At 74.8% G+C, this 22,891-nt stretch carries 20 protein-coding genes; 15 read left to right on the top strand and 5 right to left on the bottom strand.

The genetic code is table 11. The features are described 5' to 3' along the window. Positions 1-8 precede the first annotated feature (8 nt). The 3 genes from ABZY31_RS19210 to ABZY31_RS19200 all read left to right on the top strand — a co-directional run bounded on the left by ABZY31_RS19210 (position 9) and on the right by ABZY31_RS19200 (position 3,482). The gene (locus ABZY31_RS19210; RefSeq protein WP_356411872.1) at positions 9-1,544 is read left to right on the top strand and encodes an MFS transporter; all 1,536 of its coding nucleotides are present in this window, start codon (positions 9-11) and stop codon (positions 1,542-1,544) included. A gap of 69 nt (positions 1,545-1,613) precedes the next feature. Beyond that, positions 1,614-1,832 carry a hypothetical protein gene (locus ABZY31_RS19205; RefSeq protein WP_356411869.1) on the top strand — a complete coding sequence of 73 codons (219 nt, stop codon included), beginning with the start codon at positions 1,614-1,616 and terminating at the stop codon, positions 1,830-1,832. 126 nt (positions 1,833-1,958) lie between these two features. Beyond that, positions 1,959-3,482 (top strand): SPFH domain-containing protein, encoded by a 1,524-nt coding sequence (locus ABZY31_RS19200; RefSeq protein ID WP_356411866.1) that lies wholly within the window; start codon positions 1,959-1,961, stop codon positions 3,480-3,482. Positions 3,483-3,663: 181 nt separating this feature from the next. On the opposite strand, the gene ABZY31_RS19195 is transcribed toward ABZY31_RS19200, so the two are convergent. Continuing rightward, on the bottom strand, positions 3,664-4,590 hold the full coding sequence (locus ABZY31_RS19195) for a DUF3027 domain-containing protein (protein WP_356411863.1): 927 nt from the start codon (positions 4,588-4,590) through the stop codon (positions 3,664-3,666). Between the two features lie 365 nt (positions 4,591-4,955). Between ABZY31_RS19195 and ABZY31_RS19190 the strand changes: the two genes are divergently transcribed. From ABZY31_RS19190 to ABZY31_RS19175, 4 genes are all read left to right on the top strand, one after another. After that, positions 4,956-6,320, top strand: a complete 1,365-nt coding sequence (locus tag ABZY31_RS19190) for an MFS transporter (protein WP_356411860.1) — start codon at positions 4,956-4,958, stop codon at positions 6,318-6,320. Positions 6,321-6,407: 87 nt separating this feature from the next. Further along, positions 6,408-6,923, top strand: a complete 516-nt coding sequence (locus ABZY31_RS19185; RefSeq protein WP_356411857.1) for a DUF2771 domain-containing protein — start codon at positions 6,408-6,410, stop codon at positions 6,921-6,923. An 8-nt stretch (positions 6,924-6,931) separates the two neighbouring features. After that, on the top strand, positions 6,932-7,693 hold the full coding sequence (locus ABZY31_RS19180) for a futalosine hydrolase (RefSeq protein ID WP_356411855.1): 762 nt from the start codon (positions 6,932-6,934) through the stop codon (positions 7,691-7,693). After that, positions 7,683-8,567, top strand: coding sequence for a 1,4-dihydroxy-6-naphthoate synthase (locus ABZY31_RS19175; protein ID WP_356411852.1), 885 nt, complete (start codon positions 7,683-7,685; stop codon positions 8,565-8,567). Before ABZY31_RS19180 ends, ABZY31_RS19175 begins: the two co-directional genes overlap by 11 nt. Before the next feature lie 91 nt (positions 8,568-8,658). Here the strand turns inward: ABZY31_RS19175 and ABZY31_RS19170 are convergent, their stop codons facing one another. Beyond that, complete coding sequence (locus ABZY31_RS19170; RefSeq protein ID WP_356411850.1) at positions 8,659-9,042, bottom strand: cold-shock protein; 384 nt, start codon at positions 9,040-9,042, stop codon at positions 8,659-8,661. Between the two features lie 219 nt (positions 9,043-9,261). Here ABZY31_RS19170 and ABZY31_RS19165 point away from each other — a divergent pair, with 219 nt between their 5' ends. Further along, positions 9,262-9,504 carry a hypothetical protein gene (locus ABZY31_RS19165; RefSeq protein WP_356412027.1) on the top strand — a complete coding sequence of 81 codons (243 nt, stop codon included), beginning with the start codon at positions 9,262-9,264 and terminating at the stop codon, positions 9,502-9,504. 13 nt (positions 9,505-9,517) lie between these two features. Here the strand turns inward: ABZY31_RS19165 and ABZY31_RS19160 are convergent, their stop codons facing one another. Beyond that, positions 9,518-10,210 carry an HAD family hydrolase gene (locus tag ABZY31_RS19160; RefSeq protein WP_356411847.1) on the bottom strand — a complete coding sequence of 231 codons (693 nt, stop codon included), beginning with the start codon at positions 10,208-10,210 and terminating at the stop codon, positions 9,518-9,520. An 81-nt stretch (positions 10,211-10,291) separates the two neighbouring features. Here ABZY31_RS19160 and ABZY31_RS19155 point away from each other — a divergent pair, with 81 nt between their 5' ends. The 3 genes from ABZY31_RS19155 to ABZY31_RS19145 are packed head-to-tail and all read left to right on the top strand — an operon-like array spanning position 10,292 to position 13,319. After that, on the top strand, positions 10,292-11,395 hold the full coding sequence (locus ABZY31_RS19155) for an iron ABC transporter permease (protein ID WP_356411845.1): 1,104 nt from the start codon (positions 10,292-10,294) through the stop codon (positions 11,393-11,395). Next, on the top strand, positions 11,392-12,534 hold the full coding sequence (locus tag ABZY31_RS19150) for an iron chelate uptake ABC transporter family permease subunit (RefSeq protein WP_356411842.1): 1,143 nt from the start codon (positions 11,392-11,394) through the stop codon (positions 12,532-12,534). The genes ABZY31_RS19155 and ABZY31_RS19150 overlap by 4 nt, the downstream gene beginning before the upstream one ends. Then, positions 12,531-13,319: an ABC transporter ATP-binding protein gene (locus ABZY31_RS19145; RefSeq protein ID WP_356411839.1), complete on the top strand. Its 789-nt coding sequence runs from the start codon at positions 12,531-12,533 to the stop codon at positions 13,317-13,319. The genes ABZY31_RS19150 and ABZY31_RS19145 overlap by 4 nt, the downstream gene beginning before the upstream one ends. A gap of 365 nt (positions 13,320-13,684) precedes the next feature. Here the strand turns inward: ABZY31_RS19145 and ABZY31_RS19140 are convergent, their stop codons facing one another. Continuing rightward, positions 13,685-14,740, bottom strand: a complete 1,056-nt coding sequence (locus ABZY31_RS19140) for a hypothetical protein (protein ID WP_356411837.1) — start codon at positions 14,738-14,740, stop codon at positions 13,685-13,687. Positions 14,741-14,870: 130 nt separating this feature from the next. Here ABZY31_RS19140 and ABZY31_RS19135 point away from each other — a divergent pair, with 130 nt between their 5' ends. The 3 genes from ABZY31_RS19135 (at position 14,871) to ABZY31_RS19125 (ending at position 19,748) form a co-directional block, all read left to right on the top strand. Next, on the top strand, positions 14,871-17,318 hold the full coding sequence (locus tag ABZY31_RS19135; protein WP_356411834.1) for a helicase-associated domain-containing protein: 2,448 nt from the start codon (positions 14,871-14,873) through the stop codon (positions 17,316-17,318). A 63-nt stretch (positions 17,319-17,381) separates the two neighbouring features. Beyond that, positions 17,382-17,972: a DUF4291 domain-containing protein gene (locus ABZY31_RS19130; protein WP_356411831.1), complete on the top strand. Its 591-nt coding sequence runs from the start codon at positions 17,382-17,384 to the stop codon at positions 17,970-17,972. Between the two features lie 132 nt (positions 17,973-18,104). Then, on the top strand, positions 18,105-19,748 hold the full coding sequence (locus ABZY31_RS19125; RefSeq protein WP_356411828.1) for a DNA repair helicase XPB: 1,644 nt from the start codon (positions 18,105-18,107) through the stop codon (positions 19,746-19,748). 16 nt (positions 19,749-19,764) lie between these two features. Here the strand turns inward: ABZY31_RS19125 and ABZY31_RS19120 are convergent, their stop codons facing one another. Further along, positions 19,765-20,025, bottom strand: coding sequence for a hypothetical protein (locus tag ABZY31_RS19120; RefSeq protein WP_356411826.1), 261 nt, complete (start codon positions 20,023-20,025; stop codon positions 19,765-19,767). A gap of 473 nt (positions 20,026-20,498) precedes the next feature. Here ABZY31_RS19120 and ABZY31_RS19115 point away from each other — a divergent pair, with 473 nt between their 5' ends. Then, entirely contained in the window at positions 20,499-22,487 is a 1,989-nt protein-coding gene (locus tag ABZY31_RS19115; RefSeq protein WP_356411823.1) for an AAA family ATPase, read from the top strand. Positions 22,488-22,891 lie beyond the last annotated feature (404 nt).

Genomic DNA, 22,891 nt, shown 5'->3' with positions numbered 1-22,891 from the left:
TGCTGCTCATGACGAACTTCGCAGCACGACGCGCAGGCCGCCGGGAATGGACCGCCTTCACCGTCCTCCTGCTCCCCCTGCTCCTGGTCTCGATGGACGTCTCCGTCCTCTACTTCGCCATCCCCTCCATCACCCGGGAGCTGGACCCCACCGCGACGCAGCAGCTGTGGATCTTCGACAGCTACGCCTTCGCCCTCGCCGGACTCCTCATCACCATGGGATCGCTCGGCGACCGCATCGGCCGCCGCAAGCTGCTGCTGATCGGCGCGGCCGCCTTCGGTCTCGCCTCCGTCGGCGCCGCCTACGCCACCAGCGCCGAGATGCTCATCGCCGCCCGCGTCCTGCTCGGCGTCGGCGGCGCGACCCTGATGCCGTCCACGCTGGGGCTCGTACGCAACCTCTTCCAGGACGACAAGCAGCGCGGGCAGGCCATCGGCATCTGGTCCGGCGCCATGGCCGGCGGCATCGCCCTCGGCTCGGTCATGAGCGGGCTGATCCTGGACCACTTCTGGTGGGGGTCGGTCTTCCTCGTCAACGTGCCCGCGATGCTGCTCCTGCTGGCGCTGGTCCCCGTGCTCGTACCGGAGTTCAAGGACCCGGCTCCCGGCCGCTTCGACCTGCTGGGCGTCCCGCTCTCGATGGCCGCCGTGCTCCCCGTCGTCTACGGCCTCAAGGAGATCGCCGCCGAGGGCTTCGCGCCGGTCCCCCTCGGCTGCCTCGCCGCGGGCCTGGTCTTCGGCGCCGTCTTCGTACGCCGCCAGCTCACCCGGGACGACGCCATGATCGGCCGGGACCTCTTCCGGGGCCGCGGCTTCGCCGCCGGGGTCGCCTTCAACACCATCGCCGCCTTCGTCATGATGGGCTCGGCCTACTTCACCACCCAGTACCTCCAGTCCGTCCTCGGCATGGGCACCCTGGAGGCCGCGCTGTGGTCCCTGGCCCCCTCGCTCGCCGTCGGCGCCGCCGCCCCCGCCTCCACCGCGCTCGGCCAGAAGTACGGCCGCCCCGTCGTCATCGCCGGCGGGTTCGCCACCGGCGCCGCCGGGTTCACCCTCCTCGCCCTCACCGGCACCGACTCGCTCTGGCTGCTGCTGGCCGGCGCGGCCGTCCTGGCCGGCGGGATCGTCGCCGTGATGTCGCTCGTCTCCGACATGGCCCTGTCCTCGGCCCCCGCCGAGAAGGCCGGTTCGGCCGCATCGGTGCTGGAGACCGGCAGCGAGTTCGGCGGGGCGCTCGGCATGGCCCTGCTGGGCAGCCTCGGCACCGCCGTCTACCGCAGCGACCTGGCCGACGCGCAGCCCGCCGTACGGGAGACCCTCGGCGGCGCCGCCGCGGCCGCCCGGCAGATCGGCGGCCGGGCCGGGGAGGGCGTACTGGCCGCCGCCCGCGAGGCGTTCGTCCACGGCATGCACACCGCCTCCTACGGCGCCATCGCCCTGCTGCTCGTCGCCGCCGTCATCGCCGCGACCCGGGTCCGGCGCACCGGCGCCGCCCCGACGGCGGACCCCGGACCGGACCAGACCACGGTCGCGCTCGCCAACTGACGAGCGCGGCAGCGGACGGATGGAACGGGCCCGGGGTCTCCCCGGGCCCTTCCCGCGTAACCTGCCCCCATGGACCAGGACATGGCGGGGATGACCGGGCGGGTCACCGGCACGGTGGGGCCCGGCCTCGTGGGCGAGGTCATCATCCGGATCCGCGGCGGGGCCGAGCACTTCCTCGCCCACCCGGCCCTGGACGGACGGGAAACCCTTCCCGTCGGAACCGTCGTCACGGTGGTCGAACACCTGCCGCCGCGCACGGTGTACGTGACCGCCGCCTACGCCGGCTGACCCCCGCGCCCCGGCACGTATCAAGATTGCGACAAGGCTCCTCCGGCGTCTTCACGCCACCCCCGCGCGGGCGCAGACTCGCCCTCACCGGTGCCGCAACGGCACTGCACTAAGGGGGCGTTGCCGATGGCTATCGGCGTCGTGGCGGGAGCAGTCCTCGCCTCACTACTTCTTCTGATCGGCCTCTTCAAGCTCATGTGGCGGGTGGCCGAACCGAACGAAGCACTTGTCATCTCCGGTTCCACCCACAAGACCGAGGGCCTCGGCGACGGCATGGGGTTCCGGATCGTCACCGGCCGCGGCACGCTCGTCATGCCCGGTGTCCAGGCGGTGCGCAAACTGTCGCTGGACCTGAACGAAACCCAGCTGCTGGTGGACTGCGTGACCCACCAGGGCATCCCGCTCAAGGTCAAGGGCGTGGTCATCTTCAAGGTCGGGGACGACATGGTCTCCATCGCGAACGCGGCGCGCCGCTTCCTCGACCAGCAGAAGATGATCCCGGAACGCGTGCACATCGTGTTCGCCGGTCACCTGCGCTCCATCGTGGGCGGGCTGACGGTCGAGGACATGATCCGTGACCGCGAGAAGCTGACCGGGCAGACCCGGGCGGCCTGCGGCAGCGAGATGGAGAAGCTCGGCCTCATCGTCGACTCGCTCCAGATCCACGAGATCGAGGACCCGACCGGCTACATCAAGAACCTCGCGATGCCGCACGCGGCCGCCGTCCAGCGGGACGCGCGGATCGCCCAGGCCGATGCGAACCTGCGGGCCACCGAGGCCGAACAGGCCGCCTTCGCCCGCATGTCGGAGGCCACCCGGGACAGCGAGATCCTCCAGGCGGGCTACCAGGCCGAGCGGGACAAGGCCGCGGCCTCGGCCCGCCAAGCCGGTCCGCTCGCGGACGCCGCCGCCCGCCAGGAGGTCGTCGTCCAGGAGACCCGGGTCGCCGAGCTGGAGGCCGACCGCATCGAGCAGCAGCTCCAGGCGGACGTGCGCAAGCCAGCGGACGCCAAGGCCTACGAGCAGCGCACGCTCGCCGAGGCCGACCGCGACTCCCGGATCTCGGCCGCCCAGGCCAAGGCCAGGGAGACCGAACTCGCGGCGGCCGCCGAGGCCACCCGGGTGAAGACGGCCGCGGCCGCCGAGGCCGAGGCCACCGAGGCCCGCGGTCTCGCGGCGGCGAAGGCCACCCGGGCCACCGGTGAGGCCGAAGCCGCGGCGACGCAGGCCAAGGGCCTCGCGGACGCCGAGTGGGCGCGGGCCAGGGGGCTGGCGGAGGCCGACGCGGCGAAGGCCAAGGGTCTCGCCGAGGCCGAGTCCATCAAGGCGCGGGCGGCGGCGCTGGCGGAGAACCAGGAGGCCGTGGTCGCCCAGCAGCTCGCCGAGAACTGGCCGCAGATCGTGCAGGCGGGCGCGAGCGCCTTCGGCAACGTCGAGCACATGGTGCTGCTGAACGGGGCCGAGGGGATGTCGGAGATGTTCGCGAAGGCGCTCACGATGGGCGGTACGGGGCTGGGGCTCGCGCGGCAGCTGCTGTCGTCGATGAACCAGGCCGATGCGGGGGCGGCGGTGCCGGTGGCTACGCCGGTGCCGGTGGCTTCGCCGAACGGGAGCCACCCGATCCCGATCACGGAGGACCCCCTCCCGTAGCCCGACCGGGGTGCGCCGCCTCAAGCGCCGGCGGGGCTGAAGCGCCTCCGGCGGGCCCTCAAACGCCGGGCGGGCTGGAAATACAGCCTCGCTGGCTCCGGCCGGCCCTCAAGCGCCGGCGGGGCTGGAATTCCAGCCCCGCCGGCGTTTGAGGCGCCCCCGGAGGGAGCGGACCGGTGGGTCAGGAGTGGCCCAGGTCCGGCGGGGTGGGGTCCGTGGTGGGGACCGAGCCGGTGTCGGGCGTCGGGCGCAGGGTGAACTCGTCCGAGGCCATGGAGTCCAGCACCGGCGGCGCAGGCCGCATCGGCACCGGCATCACCGCCGCCTCGGAGTGCCCCCCGCACCCGTAGGACAGGGACACGAGCCGCCCGTCGGCCGGGCTGAACTCGTTCGCGCAGACCCCGAAGGCCTGCCCCAGCGAGCCGCCGATCGCGACCAGGAAGCCGCACGACACGCACGACGCGGGCGCCGCCTGCGCCATCGGCGTCTTCGCCCCGAAGGACTCGTCCCAGCGGTCGGCCGCAGTGTGCAGGCCGTAGCGGGACAGCACGCGCGCCCGCCGCATGCCGAGTTCCTCGGCCACCGAGGTGATGGACCCGCGCACCGGCACGACCGGCACCACCGCGCGGTCGGTGACGTCCGCGTCCTCCGCCTCGACCAGTTCGGCCATCTCGGCGGAGACCACGGAGTTCGGCGGCGGCGCGTCCTCGCCGGACCAGCCGGGCTCCAGCCGCAGGTCCTCGGCGTCGGTGGGCAGCAGGTCGCCCGGCCCCATGTCACCCGGTCGCAGCCGCTCGCTCCACGGCACCCACTCGGGCGCGAGGAGCGCGTCGGAGCCGGGGAGCAGCACCGTTTCGTCGAGGGTGACGTTCTTCGCGCGGGAGGCGCGGGTCACCGTGACGGCCCAGCGCCAGCCCCGGTACCCCGGTTCCTTGGCCTCGAAGTAGTGGGTGACGACCCGGTCGCCCTCCGCCACGGCGGATACGTGCTCTCCCACCACCCCGGGGTAGGCGGCCTCTTCGGCCGCCGCCCGCGCGAGTTCTACCGCCTCGACGCACAGGCGGTCAGGGGTACGCGGGGTACGGCTTCGCGTCGTCGCAGCACTCACTGGTCTCGTTCTCTCCTACGCCGTCTCACGTGTGCGCCGTCCGTACTGTCGTCCACAACGACCCGTCGGTGCTGTCCGTACGTGGCGCGGGCGGAGCGGACCAGAGGGCCGCGTCGACGTCCGCACCCGATCGGCCTCGGGCGCACCTTTTGCAATCCATTCTGCGGGACAGCGAAGAGGCGCGCGGCCAAGAGCAACCGCCGGTGGCGCGCTACGCACGCTACCTCTTCTTGGGGCCTGGGCCCACATGCACGTCCGATTCGCGGACGCCCGGCTCCCCGCGGCCCCGGCCCCGGGGACACGGGGAGGGGACGGGAAGCGCGCCGGGAGGGGTTCCCGCGGGCCGTGTGGGGCACTATGGCGAGATGGCACCCGTACGGTCGTCCGAAGGCGGCCCGGGACCGGTCCGCAGGACCGGCCGGGCAGTCGGCCGTGCCCTGCACCTGCCGATCACGGGGACGGCGCGCGGAATCCGGCGGGCCACGCACGCCCACGGGGCGGGCGAATCGGGCCTCGGCAAGCTGATCGAGCTGCACGCGATCAACGGCGCCGGTGACGTGATGATCACAGTGGCGCTCGCCTCGACCGTCTTCTTCTCCGTCCCCACCGACGAGGCCCGCGGCCGGGTCGCGCTCTACCTCGCCATCACCATGGCGCCCTTCACCCTGCTGGCCCCCGTCATCGGCCCGCTGTTGGACCGGTTGCCGCACGGCCGCCGGGCCGCGATGGCGGCGGCGATGTTCACCCGGGCGGTGCTCGCCGTGATGATGTCGGGAGCGGTGGCCACGGGCGGGCTGGAGCTGTATCCGGCGGCGCTCGGCGTGCTGGTCGCGTCCAAGGCGTACGGGGTGGTGCGCAGCGCGGTCGTGCCGCGGCTGCTCCCTCCCGACTTCTCGCTCGTGAAGGCCAACTCCCGGGTCACGCTGGCCGGTCTGCTGGCCACCGGGGCCGCGGCGCCGGTGGGGGCGGGCCTGCACGCGATCGGCCCGCCGTGGCCGTTGTACGGGGCGTGCGCGGTCTTCGTCGCCGGTACCTTCGCCGCGCTCTCCATGCCGCACAAGGTGGACGACGCGAAGGGCGAGCGCCGGGCCCGGCTCTCCACCCACGAGGCGCATTCGAAGCGTCCGGGGCTGCGGACGGTCAGCCGCCCGGTCCTCTGCGGGCTGCTGGCGAACGCGGCGATGCGCGGGCTGTCCGGGTTCCTGATCTTCTTCCTGGCGTTCCTGCTGCGGGAGCACCCGCTGGCCGGGCAGAGCGCGGCCGTCTCCCTGGGCATCGTGGGTGTCTCGGCGGGCGTGGGCAACGCGTGCGGGACGGCGGTGGGTGCCTGGCTGCGGGCCCGTGCGCCGGAGACGATCATCGCGGTGGTGCTGTGCGTGACGCTCGGGGTGGCGGTCCTGGCGGCCGTGCTGTTCAGCGGCCTGTTCATGGCGGTACTGGCCGGAGCGGCCGGGTTCTGCCAGGCGCTGGCGAAGCTGTCGCTGGACGCGATGATCCAGCGGGACGTCCCGGAGGCGGTGCGCACGTCGGCCTTCGCCCGGTCGGAGACGCTGCTCCAGGTGGCGTGGGTGCTGGGCGGGGCGATCGGCATCGCGCTCCCGCTGCACGGGGTGCTGGGGATGGGGGTGGCCGCGGTCATCGTGGCGCTGGGCGCGGTGATGGCGGTGCGCGGCCTGTTGTCCTCGCCCGGGCACACCCGGCGCGGGCCGCAGCGGACCCGGGTGGCGTAGGCGCCGGAGCGAGCCGACCGCAGGCGGTGGCGCCGCACCGGGACCCCATGCGGCGGCGCGGCCCGGGGGCCCGATAGCCTTCGGCTCATGACCGCACCGCTTTCCTCGGGTAGGGCCCGCCGCAGTGTCGCGGCCCTCGGAGCCGTTTCCGCCGGCCTCCTCGTCCTCTCCGCCTGCGACAAGCCGACGCCGCTGGCGACCGTGACGGTCGGCAGCTCGTCGGTGTCCGCGCAGGCCACCTGCAAGCTCAAGGACTCGGAGAAGGAGCTGTCGGACGCGCGCGTCCAGGAGTGCCTCGAAGACTCCAAGGGCGCGAAGAACGCCCAGTCCATCGACTACACCGCCGGCGACACCCTGCGTCTGGGCGTCGAGCCCGAGGTCGTGGAGGGCGGCAAGAAGTGGCTGGCCGCCGTCGGCACGCAGCGCCTCGGCGACCTCACCTCCAACACCTACCAGAGCTTCCCCGGCCTGAACCCCTTCTCCACCGGTGGCCAGGGCGCGCCCGCCGCCCCCGTGGACGCCCAGCCGATCCACATCATCGAGCTGAGCGAGAACGGCAAGCCCACCTCCGTCTGGACCTTCAACCTCAAGCTCAAGAAGTAGTCCTCGCCGTGCGCGCGCTCGTCGTGACCGCGGTGGCGGCGGAGGCCGACTCCGTCGTCGCCGGTCTCACCCCTCATCCGGACCTCTCCGGTCCGCCCGAGCCGCGCACGCTCCCCGGCGGGTACCCCATCACCCGCCGGGACCTGCCGGGCCTCGCCCTCGACGTGCTCGTCGGCGGGGTCGGCCCGGCCGCCGCCGCGGCGGCCACGGCCACCGCGCTCGCGGTCTCCCTCGCGGGCGGGCCCGGCCCGAGCGGCCCCCGTCCGTACTCCCTCGTCGTCAGCGCCGGGATCGGCGGCGGGTTCCAGCCGGCCGCTCCGGTCGGCTCGCTCGTCGTCGCGGACGCCGTCGTCGCGGCCGATCTCGGGGCCGAGACCGCCGAGGGCTTCCTGGACGTCCGGGAACTGGGCTTCGGCCACACCGTGCACCTGCCGCCCGCCGCGCTGGCCGCCCGCGCCGCCGAGGCCACGGGCGCCCTGCTCGCCCCCGTGCTCACCGTCTCCACGGTCACCGGCACCGCCGAGGGCGCGGCGCGCCTCGCCGCCCGGCACCCGCTCGCGGGGGCCGAGGCCATGGAGGGCTTCGGGGTCGCCGAGGCGGCCGCCGCGCACGGGCTGCCGGTCCTGGAGATCCGCGCCGTGTCCAACGCCGTGGGCCCGCGCGACCGCGCCGCCTGGCGGATCGGGGAGGCGCTCGGTGCGCTCACCGACGGCTTCCGCGCGCTGGGGCCCGTACTCGCGAACTGGGGAGAACGTCCGCATGCGCAGTGACGAACCGCTGAAGATCGCCTACTCGCCCTGTCCCAACGACACCTTCGTCTTCGACGCGTGGGCGCACGGCCGGGTGCCGGGCGCGCCCGCGCTGGACGTGACCTTCGCGGACATCGACGTCACCAACGGCATCGCCGAGCGCGGTCCGGACGCTCCCGCCGAGGCGGCCGGCCTCGCCGGGCTCGACGTGCTGAAGGTGTCGTACGCGGTGCTGCCCTGGGTGCTGGAGGACTACGCGCTGCTGCCCTGCGGCGGGGCGCTGGGCAGGGGCTGCGGGCCGCTGGTCCTGACCCGCGAACCGGGCGTCGACCTGACCGGGAAGACGGTGGCCGTGCCGAGCGAGCGCTCGACGGCCTACCTGCTCTTCCGGCTGTGGGCGGCGGACGTGCTGCCCGACGCGGTCGGCGAGGTCGTGGTGATGCCGTTCCACGAGATCATGCCCGCGGTGCGCGCGGGCCGGGTGGACGCCGGACTGGTGATCCACGAGGCGCGGTTCACCTACCGGGACCACGGGCTGCACTGCCTGGCCGACATGGGCGAGCACTGGGAGTCCACGACCGGGCTGCCGATCCCGCTCGGCGCGATCATCGCCCGGCGTTCGCTGGGCGCCGAAACGCTGCGGGGGCTGGCCGAGGCGGCGCGTACGTCGGTGCGGATGGCGTGGGACGACCCCGAGGCGTCCCGCCCGTACGTCCGGGCGCACGCACAGGAGCTGGATCCGGCGGTCGCCGACCAGCACATCGGGCTGTACGTCAACGAGTTCACCGCGGACCTCGGCGAGGACGGCTACGCGGCGGTCCGCGGCCTGCTGACCCGGGCGGCGGCGGAGGGCCTGGTCCCGGCGATCGCGCCGGGCGCCCTCGACTTCCCCTGAGACGCGACGCCGGAACGGCCGTGCCCCGGTCCCCCGCGAGGAGCGGGGCCGGGGCACGGCCGTTCACGGCCTCCGGGACCGGGCCGGAAGGTCAGACGTCGAGCTGGTCGGCCACCGCGCGCAGCATGCCGGCGATCTTCGCGCCCTGCGCCTTCTCGGGGTAGCGGCCGCGCTCCAGCTGCTGCGTGACGTTCTCCAGCAGGGTCGTCAGGTCCTGGACGATCGACGCGAGTTCATCGGGCTTGCGGCGCTGCGCGGCCGCGACCGACGGCGTCGGGTCCAGGACCGTCACGGACAGGGCCTGGTCGCCCCGCTGGCCCGCGACCACGCCGAATTCCACGCGCTGGCCGGGCTTGAGCGCGTCGAGCCCGTCCGGCAGTACCGACGAGTGGACGAAGACGTCGCCGCCGTCGTCGCGGGAGAGAAAGCCGAAGCCCTTCTCACTGTTGAACCATTTGACCTTGCCGGTAGGCACGTCCGTCCTCTGTCCTTGCGCTCGTCGGTGTGGCAGATCATCTGTGACCTGTCACCCTCAAGGCTAATGGCCGAGATCACCCTGACAAGGCGTCCCCCGGTCCTTCCTGCAGTGGCCCTTCGGCCAGGGAACTACCCTGGTGAGGTGACTCCCACTCCCCGTTCCGAAAATGCGCGGCCCGGCGAAGCGCAGCCCGACGAAGCGCGGCCCGGCGACGCATTGGTCAGGGCCGGCGGCATCGTGTTCATCCTCGGTGCCGTGGCGACCCTCGCGACGATGGCCCCGCTGTTCCTGCACACGCGGCCGTTCCCCTCGTGGGCGTGGGCCGTGTGCATGCTCATGGGCGTCGGCTTCGCGATCTCCGCCGCCGGGGTGCTCCGCTCTGCCGCCGCCCAGCGCCGCGCGGCCCGCCGCTCGCAGGCCGCCGCGTCGGCCGCCTCCGCCGCGCGGGGCTCCGCGTAGCGTAGGGGTCGGTTCAGACCTCCTGAACCAGCTCGGCCGCCTCCGCCACCACCGGGCGCGTGGCGACGTACTCCGCCAGCCAGGCCGGCAGCGCGGTCAGATCCGCCAGGATCACGTCCGCGCCCGCCGCGCGCAGTTCCGGCTCGGGGCACGGGCCGGTCGGCACCGCTACGGACAGCGCGCCCGCCGTGCGGGCCCCGCGGACATCGCCCACGTGGTCGCCGACGTAGACCTGCGCCCCGTACTCGCGCAGCGCGACCGCCTTCGCCTCCGCCCACAGCCAGCCGATCACCGCGTCGGGCTCGATGCCCAGGTGCGCCAGGTGCAGGCGGGCGTTGGGCTCGTGCTTCGCCGTGACGACGATCGCCCGGCCGCCGAGCGCCCGCACCGCCTCGACCGCCTCGCGCGCCCCGCGCATCGCCGGGGTCGGCGCGATGGCGTGGGCGGGGTAGATCTCCCGGTAGCGGTCGGCCACCTCCGCGATCCGCTCCTCGGGGAACCAGTTCGCCAGCTCGTCGTCGAGCGGCGGCCCGAGCCGGGTGACCGCCTCCGCGGCGTCGATCCAGGTGCCCGTCTCGGCGGACAGCGCCTCGTACGTCGCCCTGATGCCGGGGCGGGAGTCGATGAGGGTCATGTCGAGGTCGAAGCCGACCGTGAACGCGGGCGCGGCGGGGGGTCCGGCGGGGGCCGTGGCGGGAGAGGTCATGCCCTCCATTGTGCCGAGGCCGCGGCAACGCCCGGGAACGTAGACTTAGGCTCGCCTTACCGGATCATGAAATTGGGTGAGATGTCAGCCCCCGCTCCCAGCACCCCCCACCGCGGCGCCCCCGGCCCCGGTGACCGCGACCGCGACCACGGCCCGCCGGCCGCCCGCAGCGCTCCCCTCCCGCGGCGCGCCCTGACGGCCCGCCGCCTCGGGTGGACGGCGGCCGGGCTCGCCGCGCTGCTGTGCGCGGTCGTCCTGAGCCTGGCCGTCGGCGCCCGCTCCATACCCCCGGCGGAGGTGTTCGACGCGCTGTTCCGCGGCGCGCACACCCCCGACGCGGAGGTGGTGCGCAGCCTGCGGGTCCCGCGCACCCTGGTCGCCCTCATGGTCGGGGTGGGCCTCGCGCTCGCCGGGACCGCCCTCCAGGGCATCACCCGCAACCCCATCGCCGACCCCGGCATCCTCGGCATCAGCCAGGGAGCCGGGGTCGCGGTCGTCTGCGCGATCGCCTTCGCCGGGGTGCACACGCTCACCGGTTACGTGTGGTTCGCCTTCGCCGGGGCGGCGGTCGCCTCCGTCGCCGTGTACGCCATCGCGGCGAGCGGGCGCGGCGGCGCGACCCCCGTGAAACTCGCCCTCGGCGGCGCCGCGATCAACGCGCTGCTCGCCTCCGTCACCATGGCGGTCCTCACCACCAAGGCGTCCACCCTGGACGAGTTCCGGTTCTGGCAGGTCGGCTCGGTCGCCGGGCGCGACCTGCGGGTGGTCTCCCAGATCTGGCCGTTCCTGCTGGCCGGGGCGGTGCTGGTGGTGGCGGTGGCGCGCGGTCTGGACGCGCTCGCGCTCGGCGAGGACGTCGCCAAGGGGCTCGGGCAGAACGTCGGCGCCGTCCGCGTCGTCGGCGGGCTCGGGGCCACGGTGCTGACCGGTGCCGCGGTCGCGGCGGCCGGGCCGATCGCCTTCATCGGGCTGGCCGTGCCGCACCTCGCGCGGGCCGCGGTCGGCGGCGACCACCGCTGGGTGCTGCCGATGGCCGCGCTGATCGGGCCGGTGATGCTGCTGGTCGCGGACGTGGCCGGGCGGGTCGTGGTACCGCCGGGCGAGGTTCCGGCCGGGGTGATGACCGCGCTCATCGGGGTGCCGTTCCTGGTCGTCCTGGTCCGCCGCAAGGCGGTGGCCGCGTGAGCGCCCCCACCGGCGTACGGGGCCCGGCTGCGGCCCCCGCCGCCTCCTCCGTGCCCGCCCGGCCCGCCGGGTACGCGCTCGTCCGGGGCCGGCGCGGATCGTTCCTGCTGCACCGCCGGGCCACCGCGGTCGCGTGCGGCCTCGCGGCGCTGCTGGCCGCGGTGTGCGTGGCGTACCTCTGCGTCGGCGAGTCCTTCGTCGCCCCCGGGGAGGTCGTCAAGGTGCTGCTGGGGCGGCCCTCGCCGGACGACCTGGTGGTGGGGACGCTGCGGCTGCCCCGGCTGACGGTGGGCCTGCTCGTCGGCCTCGCCTTCGGGGTCGCGGGCGCGCTGATCCAGACCGTCGCCCGCAACCCGCTGGCCAGCCCCGACATCATCGGCATCAGCCAGGGCGCGGGCGCGGTCACCGTGGCGGCGCTGACCTTCGGGGTGACCTCGTACGCCGTCCTGCCCTACCTCTCCGTGCTCGGCGGGCTCCTCGCGGCCTTCCTGGTCTACGTCTTCGCCTGGCGCGGCGGGCTGCACGCGGGGCGCTTCGTGCTCATCGGCATCGGCTTCGCCATCGCGCTGCGGTCGGTGACGACGCTGCTGATGACCAAGGGCGACTACCTCGTGGCCCAGCAGGCCCAGATCTGGATGACCGGCTCCCTCAACGGGCGCGGATCGGACATCGCCGAACCGCTCGCCTGGGTGCTGCTGGCGCTGCTGCCGGCCGTCCTGTGGGCGGCGCGGGCGCAGCGTACGGTCTCGCTCGACGACGACACCGTGACCGCGCTCGGGGTCCGGCTGGGCCCGGTGCGGCTCGGGCTGGTCGCGCTGGGCGTGGTCCTGGCCTCCGTGGCCACGGGTGCGGCGGGGCCCGTCGACTTCGTCGCCCTGCTGGCCCCGCAGATCGCGCGCCGGATGACCCGGACCGCGCAGATCCCGCTGCTGTGCTCGGCGCTGACCGGCGCCGTGATCGTGGTCCTGGCCGACCTGCTGGCGCGCCGGCTGCTGTCGCCGACCGAGCTTCCCGTGGGCGTGCTGACCGCCGCCGTGGGGGCGCCGTACCTGATCTGGCTGATCGTGCGCGGGCGTACCGGGCGCGCCGGGCACGCCGGTGGCAGTGGCCGTTCTGGCCGAACTGGAGGAGAAACGTGAGCCGTCTGGCGGCGAGCGGGCTGACGCTCGCCTACGAGGACCGGGTCGTCGTGGAGGACCTCGACCTGTCCGTCCCCGACGGGAAGGTGACGGTGATCGTCGGCCCGAACGCCTGCGGGAAGTCCACCACCCTGCGGGCGCTGGGGCGGCTGCTGAAGCCGCGCTCCGGGGCCGTCCTGCTGGACGGCGAGGCGCTCGCCTCCCTGCCGACCCGGCGGATCGCGCAGACCATCGGGCTGCTCCCGCAGTCCCCGGTGGCACCGGAGGCGATCACGGTCGCGGACCTGGTGGCGCGCGGGCGCCAGCCGCACCAGCACTGGTGGCAGCAGTGGTCCGAGGCGGACGAGCGGGCCGTGGTGGCGGCCATGGAGCGCACGTCCGTCTCCGACCTGGCGGACCGGCCCGTGGACGCGCTGTCCGGCGGGCAGCGGCAGCGGGTGTGGATCGCGATGGCGCTGGCGCAGGAGACGGAGCTGCTGCTGCTCGACGAGCCGACGACGTTCCTGGACATCGCGCACCAGGTGGAGGTGCTGGACCTGGTCCGGCGGCTCAACCACGAGCGGGGGCGGACGGTGGTGGCCGTCCTGCACGACCTGAACCAGGCCGCGCGGTACGCGGATCATCTGGTGGCGATGAAGGCCGGGCGCGTGGTGGCGCAGGGCCCGCCCTCCGCCGTGGTCACGGCCGACCTGGTCCATGAGGTCTTCGGCCTCGCCTCCCTGGTCATCCCCGACCCGGTAACGGGCTCCCCCCTGATCGTCCCGACCTCTCCTTGGACCCCCTGAGGGCACCCGGGCCGCTGACGGGGCGGGGAGTCGGGGCTTCCGGGCTGCGGGCCCGTGGCGGCCTCCGGCGGGCCCTCAAACGCCGGGCAGGCTGGATCTGTCCTTGTCGGCACCCGGCAAGCCGAACTTGACCCGCCAAGGCGGAACCTCCCAGCCTCGCCGGCGTTTGAGGCGCGGGTCCGGGCAGGGCCCGGGGGCCGCCCCCGCCCCCTCCGGCGATGCAAGTACCGGTCCGGGAGGCCTCCGGCGGGCCCTCAAACGCCGGGCGGGCTGGATTTGCTCCGGGCCCGGGAGTGGCTCGGCGTGGGCGCCGGGAGCGGCTCGCCCCGCGGGTCAGGGGTGCCCCGGGGTGGGGGCGGGGGGGGTCAGCGGGCGCGGCGGGCGCGCCAGGCCAGGTAGAGGGCCGAGGCGATGGCGGCGGCCCGGACCAGCCAGGGCCACATGCTCTGGAAGGCTTCGCCGAGCTGCGCATCGGCCAGGGGGTCCCCCCAGCGGTGGTTCAGGCGGCCCCACACCCACACCACCGCCCCCGCGAAAACCACCCCCGGCAGCCCGAACACCGCCCACTTCTTCTCGGCGGGCCCGAGCACCCGCGACGCGTACGCCAGCAGCCAGCCGAGCCCGAGCAGCACCCAGTAGCCGCTGACCACGCCGACCGCCAGGAGCAGGGCGGCGAGGAGGAGGAAGGCGTGCGGCTTCGCCCGGACGACCGGGACCTCCGCGACCGGGGTCGTGCCCGCCGCCGCCGCGGCCTCCTTGCGCAGGCGCCGCCGCTCACGCAGCGCCCGTACCGCGGCCCGCCCCCGGGACCCGCCCGCCGCCCTCGCCCCGGCAGCGGCGGCGGCGGCCTCGGCCGCCTCGTCCTCCTCCGCCGGGACCTTGAAGAGGTCGGGCAGCTCGCGCGGGTGCGGCCGCTCGATGCCGCCCACGAAACCGTCGACCTGGGGACCGTCGCCGTAGGGGCCGGGGGTGACCCGCCACCAGTCGGGCTCGCCCGATTCGCCCCCTTCGGGGCCGAGTTCGTCCAGTCCGGCCAGGTGCGGCGACGCGGGCCCGGTGGCCGCGGGCGGCTCGGGGCGCGGCGGCGGGACGGGCGTGCGACCGCGCAACCGCCCCGGCCCCCGCTGCACCGGTACGCCGATCCCCGCATCCGCCTGCGGAGCGGGAGCCGAGGCGGAAGCCGCCCGCGGGCCGCCCGACTCCAGCGCGTCCAGGATCTCCTCGGGGCTGCCGATCCGGTCCAGGATGCGCCGGACCGCCGCCGGGGTCTCCGGGTCGTACTTGGCGCGGCGCCGGTCGATCTCGTCCCGCAGGCCCGTCACGAGCCGCATCCGGTCGCTCGACGCCAGCTGCCGCCGCTGGGCCAAGTCCCCGACCCGGCTCAGATATTCGTAGACCAGATGGTCGCTCTCGATGCCCACGCCCCGGCTCCTCCCGTACCGCCTCGTCGAAAGGTAGCGCGTGCGCCCGTGGAGCGGCCGCGTACGCAGCGGATAACGTGGACCGGATGGGGACCGGCCGACGACCGGCCGACGCGACCAGGAGGCGACCGTGCCCGAGCCACGCACCGCAGGGACCGCTCCGCGTTCTCTCGCCGAGGCGCTGCGCGCCCGCGACGACGCCGCGCTCGCCGCGCTGCTGCGCGCCCGGCCGGATCTGCTGAGCCCGGTACCGGGGGACGTCACCCAACTGGCGACCCGCGCCGGGACCCGCGCGTCGGTGGTGCGCGCCCTGGAACACCTGGACCGCTTCACGCTCCAGACCGCGGAGGCGCTGGCGGTGGCGCCGGACCCGTGCCCCTACGGCGTGCTGGAAACACTGCTGACCGGCGCGGCCCCGGACGGCGACGACGACCGTCGGGAGGCCGCCGACGCGGTGCGGGCCGCGCTGCCGGGCGCCGTGCGGGCCCTGCGCGACCAGGCCCTCCTCTGGGGCGGCGAGGATTCCCTGCGACTGGTGCGCACCGCGCGGGAGTTGCTCGCCCCGTCCGCCTCCCGGCCCTCCCCGACCGGGCTCGGCCCGACCGTCGCCGAGGCCACCGCGGGCATGTCCCCGGGCCGGATCCAGGAGATCGTGCTGGCCGCCGGGCTGCCCGCGACCCACGACGCGGTCTCGGCGGTGTCCGCGCTGACCGCCCTGTTCGCCGACGGGGAGCGGATGTCCGCGCTGCTCGACGAGGCACCCGCCGAAGCCCACCAAGTGCTGGGCCGGCTCGTGTGGGGGCCGCCCTACGGCGAGGTGACCGCGCATCCGACGCCGCCCGTGCGCTGGCTGCGCGACCACGGGCTGCTGCTGCCCGCCTCGACGCGCACGGTCGTCCTGCCGCGCGAGGTCGCCCTGCACCTGCGCGGCGGGCTGGCGCACCGCACGGTGGAGCCCGTCGCCCCGCCGGTGGAAGCGGCGCGCGAACACCGTCCACAGCTTGTGGACGCGAACGCGGCCGGTCAGGCGCTCGCCGCGCTCTCCACCGTCGAGGAGCTCGTCAAGTACTGGGAGCACACCGGACCCGCCGTGCTGCGCGCGGGCGGACTCGCCGTCCGCGACCTCAAGCGGACCGCCGCCGCGCTGGACACCACCGAGGCCCTCACCGCCTTCTGGATCGAACTCGCCTACGCGGCGGGGCTGCTGGCCAGCGACGGCGAAGCCGACGAGCGCTACGCCCCCACCCCCGCCTTCGACACCTGGGTCGAACTCCCGCCCGCCGAGCGGTGGTCGGCGCTGGCCGCCGCCTGGCTCCCGGCCACCCGCACGGCCGCGCTGGCCGGCGAGCAGGACGCCAAGGGCCGCACCCTGTCCGTCCTCGGGCCCGACCTGGACCGCAGCGCGGCCCCCGAAGTCCGCCGCCGGGTCCTGGAACTCCTCGCCGCGCTGCCCGAGGGCGGCTCCGCCGACCCCGCCGCGCTGCTCGCGCGGCTCGCCTGGGAGCGGCCGGTGCGCGGGACCAGCGAGCTGCGGGCCCGCCTGGCGCGGTGGACGCTGGAGGAGGCGGAGCTGCTCGGGGTGACCGGGCGCGGGGCGCTGTCGGCGCCCGGCCGGGCGCTGCTCGCGCACGAGGATCCGGGGCCGCTGCTGGCGCCGCTGCTGCCGGAACCGGTGGACCACGTCCTGCTGCAGGCCGACCTGACCGCCGTCGCGCCGGGTCCGCTGCGCCGGCCGCTCGGGGACGTGCTGGCCGTGCTCGCCGACGTGGAGTCCAAGGGCGGGGCGACGGTGTACCGGTTCACGCCCGGATCCGTGCGCCGGGCCCTGGATGCCGGGCACACCGCCGTCGACCTGCACGCCTTCCTGGCCGAGCACAGCCGCACCCCGGTCCCGCAGCCGCTGTCCTACCTGATCGACGACGTGGCCCGGCGGCACGGCCACCTGCGGGTGGGCGCCGCCTCCTCCTACGTGCGCTGCGACGACGACGCGGTGCTCGGCGAACTCCTCGCCGACAAGCGCTCGGCCGGTCTGGGCCTGCGCCGCCTCGCGCCGACCGTGCTGGCCGCGCAGGCCGAACCGGGCGCGCTGCTCGAGGGGCTGCGGGCCATGGGCTACGCCCCGGCCGCCGAATCCCGCACCGGTGACGTGCTGGTGGCGCGCGCCGACGCGCACCGCACCCCCCGCCGCGCCGCGCCCGTACCGGTCCCGGAGGGGCCGCCGGTGCCGGACGCGACGCTGCTGGGCGCGGCCGTGCGCGCGATCCGCGCCGGCGACCTCGCGGCGACGGCGGTCCGCAAGGAGCCCGCGCCCTCCGCCACGGCGTCCGCCGCCCCCGGTGAACTGCCGCGCACCAGCGCGGCCGAGACCCTGGCGACGGTGCAGGCGGCGGCGCTGACCGGGTCCGCGGTGTGGATCGGCTACGTGAACGCCGAGGGCGCGGCCAGTCAGCGCGTGATCGCACCGGTGCGGGTCGAGGGCGGCTTCGTCACCGGCTACGACCACACCGCGGACGAGGTCCGCACCTACGCCCTGCACCGGGTCACGGGCGTCGCGGAACTGGCCGACGACCAGCTGTGAGACGAGGCGGCGGGCCGCGAAAACCGTTCGCCGGGCGGCTCGGCGGGCGGCCATCCTGAGCGCATGCCCCCAGAACCGACCCGCCGGATCCGCGCCGTCCACACCGCCGACACGATCACCGTCTACCAGGCCTACGGGCCGCACCTGGGCCTCCCCGCAGCGCGTGACGGGCGGTTCCCTCCCGCCTGGAAGCGGGAGCGGATGACCTGGATCAAGCCGTCGTTCCTGTGGATGATGTACCGCTGCGGCTGGGGCACTAAGGCCGACCAGGAGACGGTCCTGGCCGTCGAGATCACCCGGGCCGGTTTCGACGACGCGCTGCGCCGGGCCTGCCTCTCCCACTACGAGGCCGCCACCCACCCCGACCACGGCGCCTGGCGGGACGCCCTGCGCGCCGCCCCCGCCCGCGTCCAGTGGGATCCGGAGCGGGACCTCCACCTGAACCCGCTGCCCCACCGGTCCCTGCAGCTGGGCCTGTCCGGACCCGCCTCCCGCGCCTACGCCGACACGTGGACGGTGTCCATCCGCGACGTCACCCCGCTGGCCCGCGAGATCCACGCCCTGGTCCGCTCCGGGGACGAGGTCGCGGCCCGCGCCCTGCTCCCCGTCGAGACCCCCTACCCGGCGGGCCCCCTCCCGCACCTGGGCGCCTAGGCAGTCCCTTCGGGATACGCCCGGGCAGTCCCTTTCGGATCTCGCCGGACCCCCACACACGGCGGCGGATACGGCAGACTGGAGGTTTGGCCGTCCGCGCCCGGACGGCCACACCGCCGGAAAGGGACGCTCTTGAACGGGCCTCTGATCGTCCAGAGTGACAAGACCCTCCTGCTCGAGGTCGACCACGAACTGTCCGCCGCCGCGCGGCGGGCCATCGCGCCCTTCGCCGAGCTGGAGCGGGCTCCCGAGCACATCCACACCTACCGGATCACCCCGCTCGGGCTGTGGAACGCCCGGGCCGCCGGGCACGACGCCGAGCAGGTCGTGGACGCGCTCGTCGAGTTCTCCCGCTACCCGGTGCCGCACGCGCTGCTCGTCGACGTCGCCGAGACGATGGCCCGCTACGGGCGGCTCACCCTCACCAAGCACCCCGTGCACGGGCTGGTGCTGACCAGCACGGACCGGCCGGTGCTGGAGGAGATCCTGCGGTCCAAGAAGGTCGCCCCGCTCGTCGGCGCGCGGCTCGACGCCGACACCGTCGCCGTGCACCCCTCGGAGCGCGGTCAGATCAAGCAGACCCTGCTCAAGCTGGGCTGGCCCGCCGAGGACCTCGCCGGGTACGTCGACGGCGAAGCGCACCCGATCGAGCTGGCCGAGGACGGCTGGGCGCTGCGCCCCTACCAGCAGCAGGCGGTCGAGGGCTTCTGGCACGGCGGTTCGGGCGTGGTCGTGCTGCCCTGCGGCGCGGGCAAGACGCTGGTGGGCGCCGGGGCGATGGCGCAGGCCAAGGCGACCACGCTGATCCTGGTGACGAACACCGTCTCGGCCCGCCAGTGGAAGCACGAGCTGATCAAGCGGACCTCGCTCACCGAGGAGGAGATCGGCGAGTACTCGGGCACCCGCAAGGAGATCCGCCCGGTCACGATCGCGACCTACCAGGTCCTGACGACGAAGCGGAAGGGCATCTATCCGCACCTGGAGCTCTTCGACTCCCGGGACTGGGGCCTGATCGTCTACGACGAGGTGCACCTGCTGCCCGCGCCCGTCTTCAAGTTCACGGCCGACCTCCAGGCCCGGCGGCGGCTCGGGCTGACCGCGACGCTGGTGCGCGAGGACGGCCGCGAGTCGGACGTCTTCTCGCTGATCGGGCCCAAGCGCTTCGACGCGCCGTGGAAGGAGATCGAGGCGCAGGGCTACATCGCCCCGGCCGACTGCGTGGAGGTGCGGGTCAACCTCACCGAGACCGAACGGCTGGCCTACGCGACCGCCGAGACGGAGGAGAAGTACCGCTTCTGTGCGACGACCGCGACGAAGCGGAAGGTCACCGAGGCGCTGGTGCGCAAGCACCGGGGCGAGCAGACGCTGGTCATCGGCCAGTACATCGATCAGCTCGACGAGCTGGGCGAGCACCTGGACGCGCCCGTCATCAAGGGCGAGACCTCGAACGCGCAGCGGGAGAAGCTGTTCAACGCCTTCCGCGAGGGCGAGATCAGCGTGCTGGTCGTCTCGAAGGTCGCGAACTTCTCGATCGACCTCCCGGAGGCGACGGTCGCCATCCAGGTGTCGGGCACCTTCGGCTCCCGCCAGGAGGAGGCCCAGCGCCTCGGCCGGGTGCTGCGTCCGAAGGCGGACGGTCACGAGGCGCGCTTCTACTCGGTGGTGGCCCGGGACACGATCGACCAGGACTACGCCGCCCACCGCCAGCGGTTCCTGGCGGAGCAGGGCTACGCCTACCGGATCATGGACGCGGACGAGCTGCTGGCCGGCGGCTGAGCCGGCCGCGGGGGCGTCAGCGACGTATGACGCCGGCGTCCTCGCCGTATTCGCCGAGCAGGACCACGCTCACGGCGGTCCCGGCGAAGATCTTCGCCGCGCGCAGCAGGCCGCCCTTGCGCCGCTGGCCGGGCCGCGTGGCCTCGGCCGCGCGGGCCGTGTGAGCGGTGTGCGCCGCGTGGAAGTCGGGGGCGAGGGACGTGGAGGACGGGGTGGTAGAGGTGGTGGCGCCGCGAGTGTGGCGGCCCTGGCTCGGGGTGAAGAGTGCGGTGCTCATGGATCCATGGTCCTTTTCCAGGGCGGATCACACATCGCCCTCGGGGCGGAACCGGGCGACCCCCCGTCTCCTCCTCACGGCGCACGCCCACCCCTAGGGCCCCTCCCAAAGGTTTGACACTCTCAGGTATGACACGGGAGCGTTCTCCCCCCTCCCCGCTCCCGCCCCGCCCCGCCCCGGCCCCGAAATCCGTTCGCGCGCCGCCGCGCCGCTGGCTACACTCTCCGCTCTTGCCGCCTCCCCTCCCGCCGTCGCTCCACCACGCCGCCGGGGAGAGCCGCCGTCCGCTCGGAAACCGGACGGTCCGATCACAGAGATCAGCAGCTGGAGGCAGTTCCGTGTCCGCAGGCAGTGCCGTAGCCCGTCCAGACGGTTCCGAGTCAACCGGTTCCGGGCCAACCGGTTCCGAATCAGCCGGTCCGCTCGCCCGGGAACGGGCCCACCTCGCGGCGTCCCGCGCCGCGCTGCGCGCCATGCGCGAGGACGTCGAGTCCCTCGACATCCGCGACGTCACCGCGAACTGGGTCAACGCCGTCGTCCTCCAGGCCCAGATCGACGACCGCATCAAGGCCCTCGCGGACCTGGCCCACACCCCCCTCTTCTTCGGCCGCCTCACCTACCTGCACGCGCCCGGCGCGTCCCTCGCCGAAGGCGCGGAGGGCGAGCAGTTCTACATCGGCCGCCGGCACGTGCACGACGCGGGCGGCGACCCGATGGTCATCGACTGGCGCGCGCCCGTCTCGCAGCCCTTCTACCGCGCGTCCAGGACCGACCCGCAGGACATCGCGCTGCGCCGCCGCTTCGGTTACACCGGGGGCGAGCTGACGGCGTACGAGGACGAACACCTCCTGGACCCCGCCGAGGCGTCCGCCGTCAGCAAGCTGCTCCAGCAGGAGATCGAACGGCCGCGCGTCGGCCCGATGCGGGACATCGTCGCGACGATCCAGCCGGAGCAGGACGAAATCGTGCGTTCCGGCCTCGGCGGATCGGTGTGCGTCCAGGGCGGGCCCGGCACCGGGAAGACGGCCGTCGGCCTGCACCGCGTCGCCTACCTCCTCTACGCGCACCGCGACCGGCTCGCCCGGACCGGCACCCTCGTCATCGGGCCGAACCGTTCCTTCCTCCACTACATCGAGCAGGTCCTGCCCGCGCTGGGCGAGCTGGAGGTCAAGCAGGCGACGGTGGACGACCTCGTGGCGCGCCCGGGCGGGCCCGAGGTGCGGGCCGCCGATCAGGCCGAGACGGCCGTGGTCAAGGGCGACGCCCGGATGGCGGAGGTGCTGCGCCGGGCCGTACGGTCACACGTCACGCTGCCGACCGAGCCGCTGATGGTGGTCCGCGGATCGCGCCGCTGGCGGGTCCCGGCGTACGAACTCGCCGAGATCGTCGAGGAGCTCCAGAACCGCGACATCCGCTACGGCGCCGCCCGCGACGCGCTCCCGCAGCGCATCGCGCACACCGTGCTCGTGCGCATGGAGCAGGCGGGCGAGGCCCCCGACGACCGCGTGCAGGACGCCGTGGCCCGGAACCCGGCCGTCAAGGCGGCCGTCAAGCAGATGTGGCCGCCGGTGGACCCGGCGAAGCTGGTGCTGCGGCTGCTCGCCGAGCCGGAGTTCCTCGCGGAGCACGCCGAAGGCATCCTCACCGAGGACGAGCAGAAGCTGCTGCTGTGGCCGAAGCCGTTCCGCAGCGTGAAGGCCGCGAAGTGGTCGCCGGCCGACCTGGTGCTGATCGACGAGGCGACGGACCTGGTGGAGCGGACGCACTCGCTCGGCCACGTCGTCCTCGACGAGGCGCAGGACCTGTCGCCGATGCAGTACCGGGCGGTCGGACGGCGCTGTACGACGGGCTCGGCGACGGTACTGGGCGACCTGGCCCAGGGGACCACGCCGTGGGCCACGCGGAGCTGGGCCGAGGCGCTCGGGCACCTGGGCAAGCCGGAGGCGGTGCTGGAGGAGCTGACGGCCGGTTTCCGCGTGCCGCGCGAGGTGATCGCGTACGCGTCGCGGCTGCTGCCGCGGATCTCGCCCGGGCTGGCGCCCGTGTCCTCGGTGCGGGAGGCGCCGGGGTCGCTGGAGGTACGGGCGGTGGCCGGGTCGGCGCAGGAGCTGACCGCGGCCGTCGTGGCGGCCTGCCGGGACGCGCTCGCACACGAGGGGTCCATCGGGCTGATCGCGGCGGACGCGCGGATCGCGGGGCTGGGGGAGGCGCTGGTGGCGGCTGGCCTGCCGTATCTGGGGCCCGGGGAGGAGACGACTGCCGCGTCGCGGTTGACGCTGGTGCCGGCGTCGCTGGCGAAGGGGCTGGAGTACGACTACGTCGTGCTGGACGAGCCGGGGGCGATCGTGGCGGGGGAGCCGGATGAGCGGACCGGGTTGCGTCGCCTGTACGTCTGCCTGACGCGGGCCGTATCGGGGCTGACGGCGCTGCACGCCGGCCCCCTGCCGGACGCCCTGACCTGACCCGCCCCGGGGCCGGGGGCCGTGCCAGCGTGGCCAGGGCCCCGCAGCCGCCCGCGGCACCGCCGCCCTCCGGGGGCGCCTCAAACGCCGGCGAGGCTGGATTTGGCCGCGTGCCCGGGGATGGCCTGAGGCCCGTAATCGCCCGCGCCGCCGCTGCCCTCCGGGAGCGCCTCAAACGCCGGCGGGGCTGGATCTGGCCCCAGCGGCGTCCGAGGCGGCCCACCCACGGCACCGCCGACGTCCGAGGCGACGCACCCCCAGCCCCGCCGGCGATTGAGGCGCACCCGGAGGGGCGAACGGCCGCGGCACCGGGGACGCGGCCCGCCACCCCCCAGCCCCGCCGGCGATTGAGGCGCACCCGGAGGGTGGGACGGGCGCAGGCGGCGGCCGGCCGCGGTCGCGCT

Origin of the sequence: Streptomyces sp. NPDC006529, assembly GCF_040611795.1 — a bacterium.
Lineage (GTDB): Bacteria > Actinomycetota > Actinomycetes > Streptomycetales > Streptomycetaceae > Streptomyces.
This window is presented reverse-complemented; position numbering and strand designations above follow the sequence as displayed.

What these genes read in the sequence shown, in the direction of transcription:
- ABZY31_RS19210 (WP_356411872.1), top strand. Translation starts at nt 9, where the DNA reads ATGACGAACTTCGCAGCACGACGCGCAGGCCGCCGGGAATGGACCGCC.
- ABZY31_RS19205 (WP_356411869.1), top strand. Translation starts at nt 1,614, where the DNA reads ATGGACCAGGACATGGCGGGGATGACCGGGCGGGTCACCGGCACGGTG.
- ABZY31_RS19200 (WP_356411866.1), top strand. Translation starts at nt 1,959, where the DNA reads ATGGCTATCGGCGTCGTGGCGGGAGCAGTCCTCGCCTCACTACTTCTT.
- ABZY31_RS19190 (WP_356411860.1), top strand. Translation starts at nt 4,956, where the DNA reads ATGGCACCCGTACGGTCGTCCGAAGGCGGCCCGGGACCGGTCCGCAGG.
- ABZY31_RS19185 (WP_356411857.1), top strand. Translation starts at nt 6,408, where the DNA reads ATGACCGCACCGCTTTCCTCGGGTAGGGCCCGCCGCAGTGTCGCGGCC.
- ABZY31_RS19175 (WP_356411852.1), top strand. Translation starts at nt 7,683, where the DNA reads ATGCGCAGTGACGAACCGCTGAAGATCGCCTACTCGCCCTGTCCCAAC.
- ABZY31_RS19160 (WP_356411847.1), bottom strand. Translation starts at nt 10,210, where the DNA reads ATGACCTCTCCCGCCACGGCCCCCGCCGGACCCCCCGCCGCGCCCGCG.
- ABZY31_RS19155 (WP_356411845.1), top strand. Translation starts at nt 10,292, where the DNA reads ATGTCAGCCCCCGCTCCCAGCACCCCCCACCGCGGCGCCCCCGGCCCC.
- ABZY31_RS19130 (WP_356411831.1), top strand. Translation starts at nt 17,382, where the DNA reads ATGCCCCCAGAACCGACCCGCCGGATCCGCGCCGTCCACACCGCCGAC.
- ABZY31_RS19120 (WP_356411826.1), bottom strand. Translation starts at nt 20,025, where the DNA reads ATGAGCACCGCACTCTTCACCCCGAGCCAGGGCCGCCACACTCGCGGC.
- ABZY31_RS19115 (WP_356411823.1), top strand. Translation starts at nt 20,499, where the DNA reads ATGCGCGAGGACGTCGAGTCCCTCGACATCCGCGACGTCACCGCGAAC.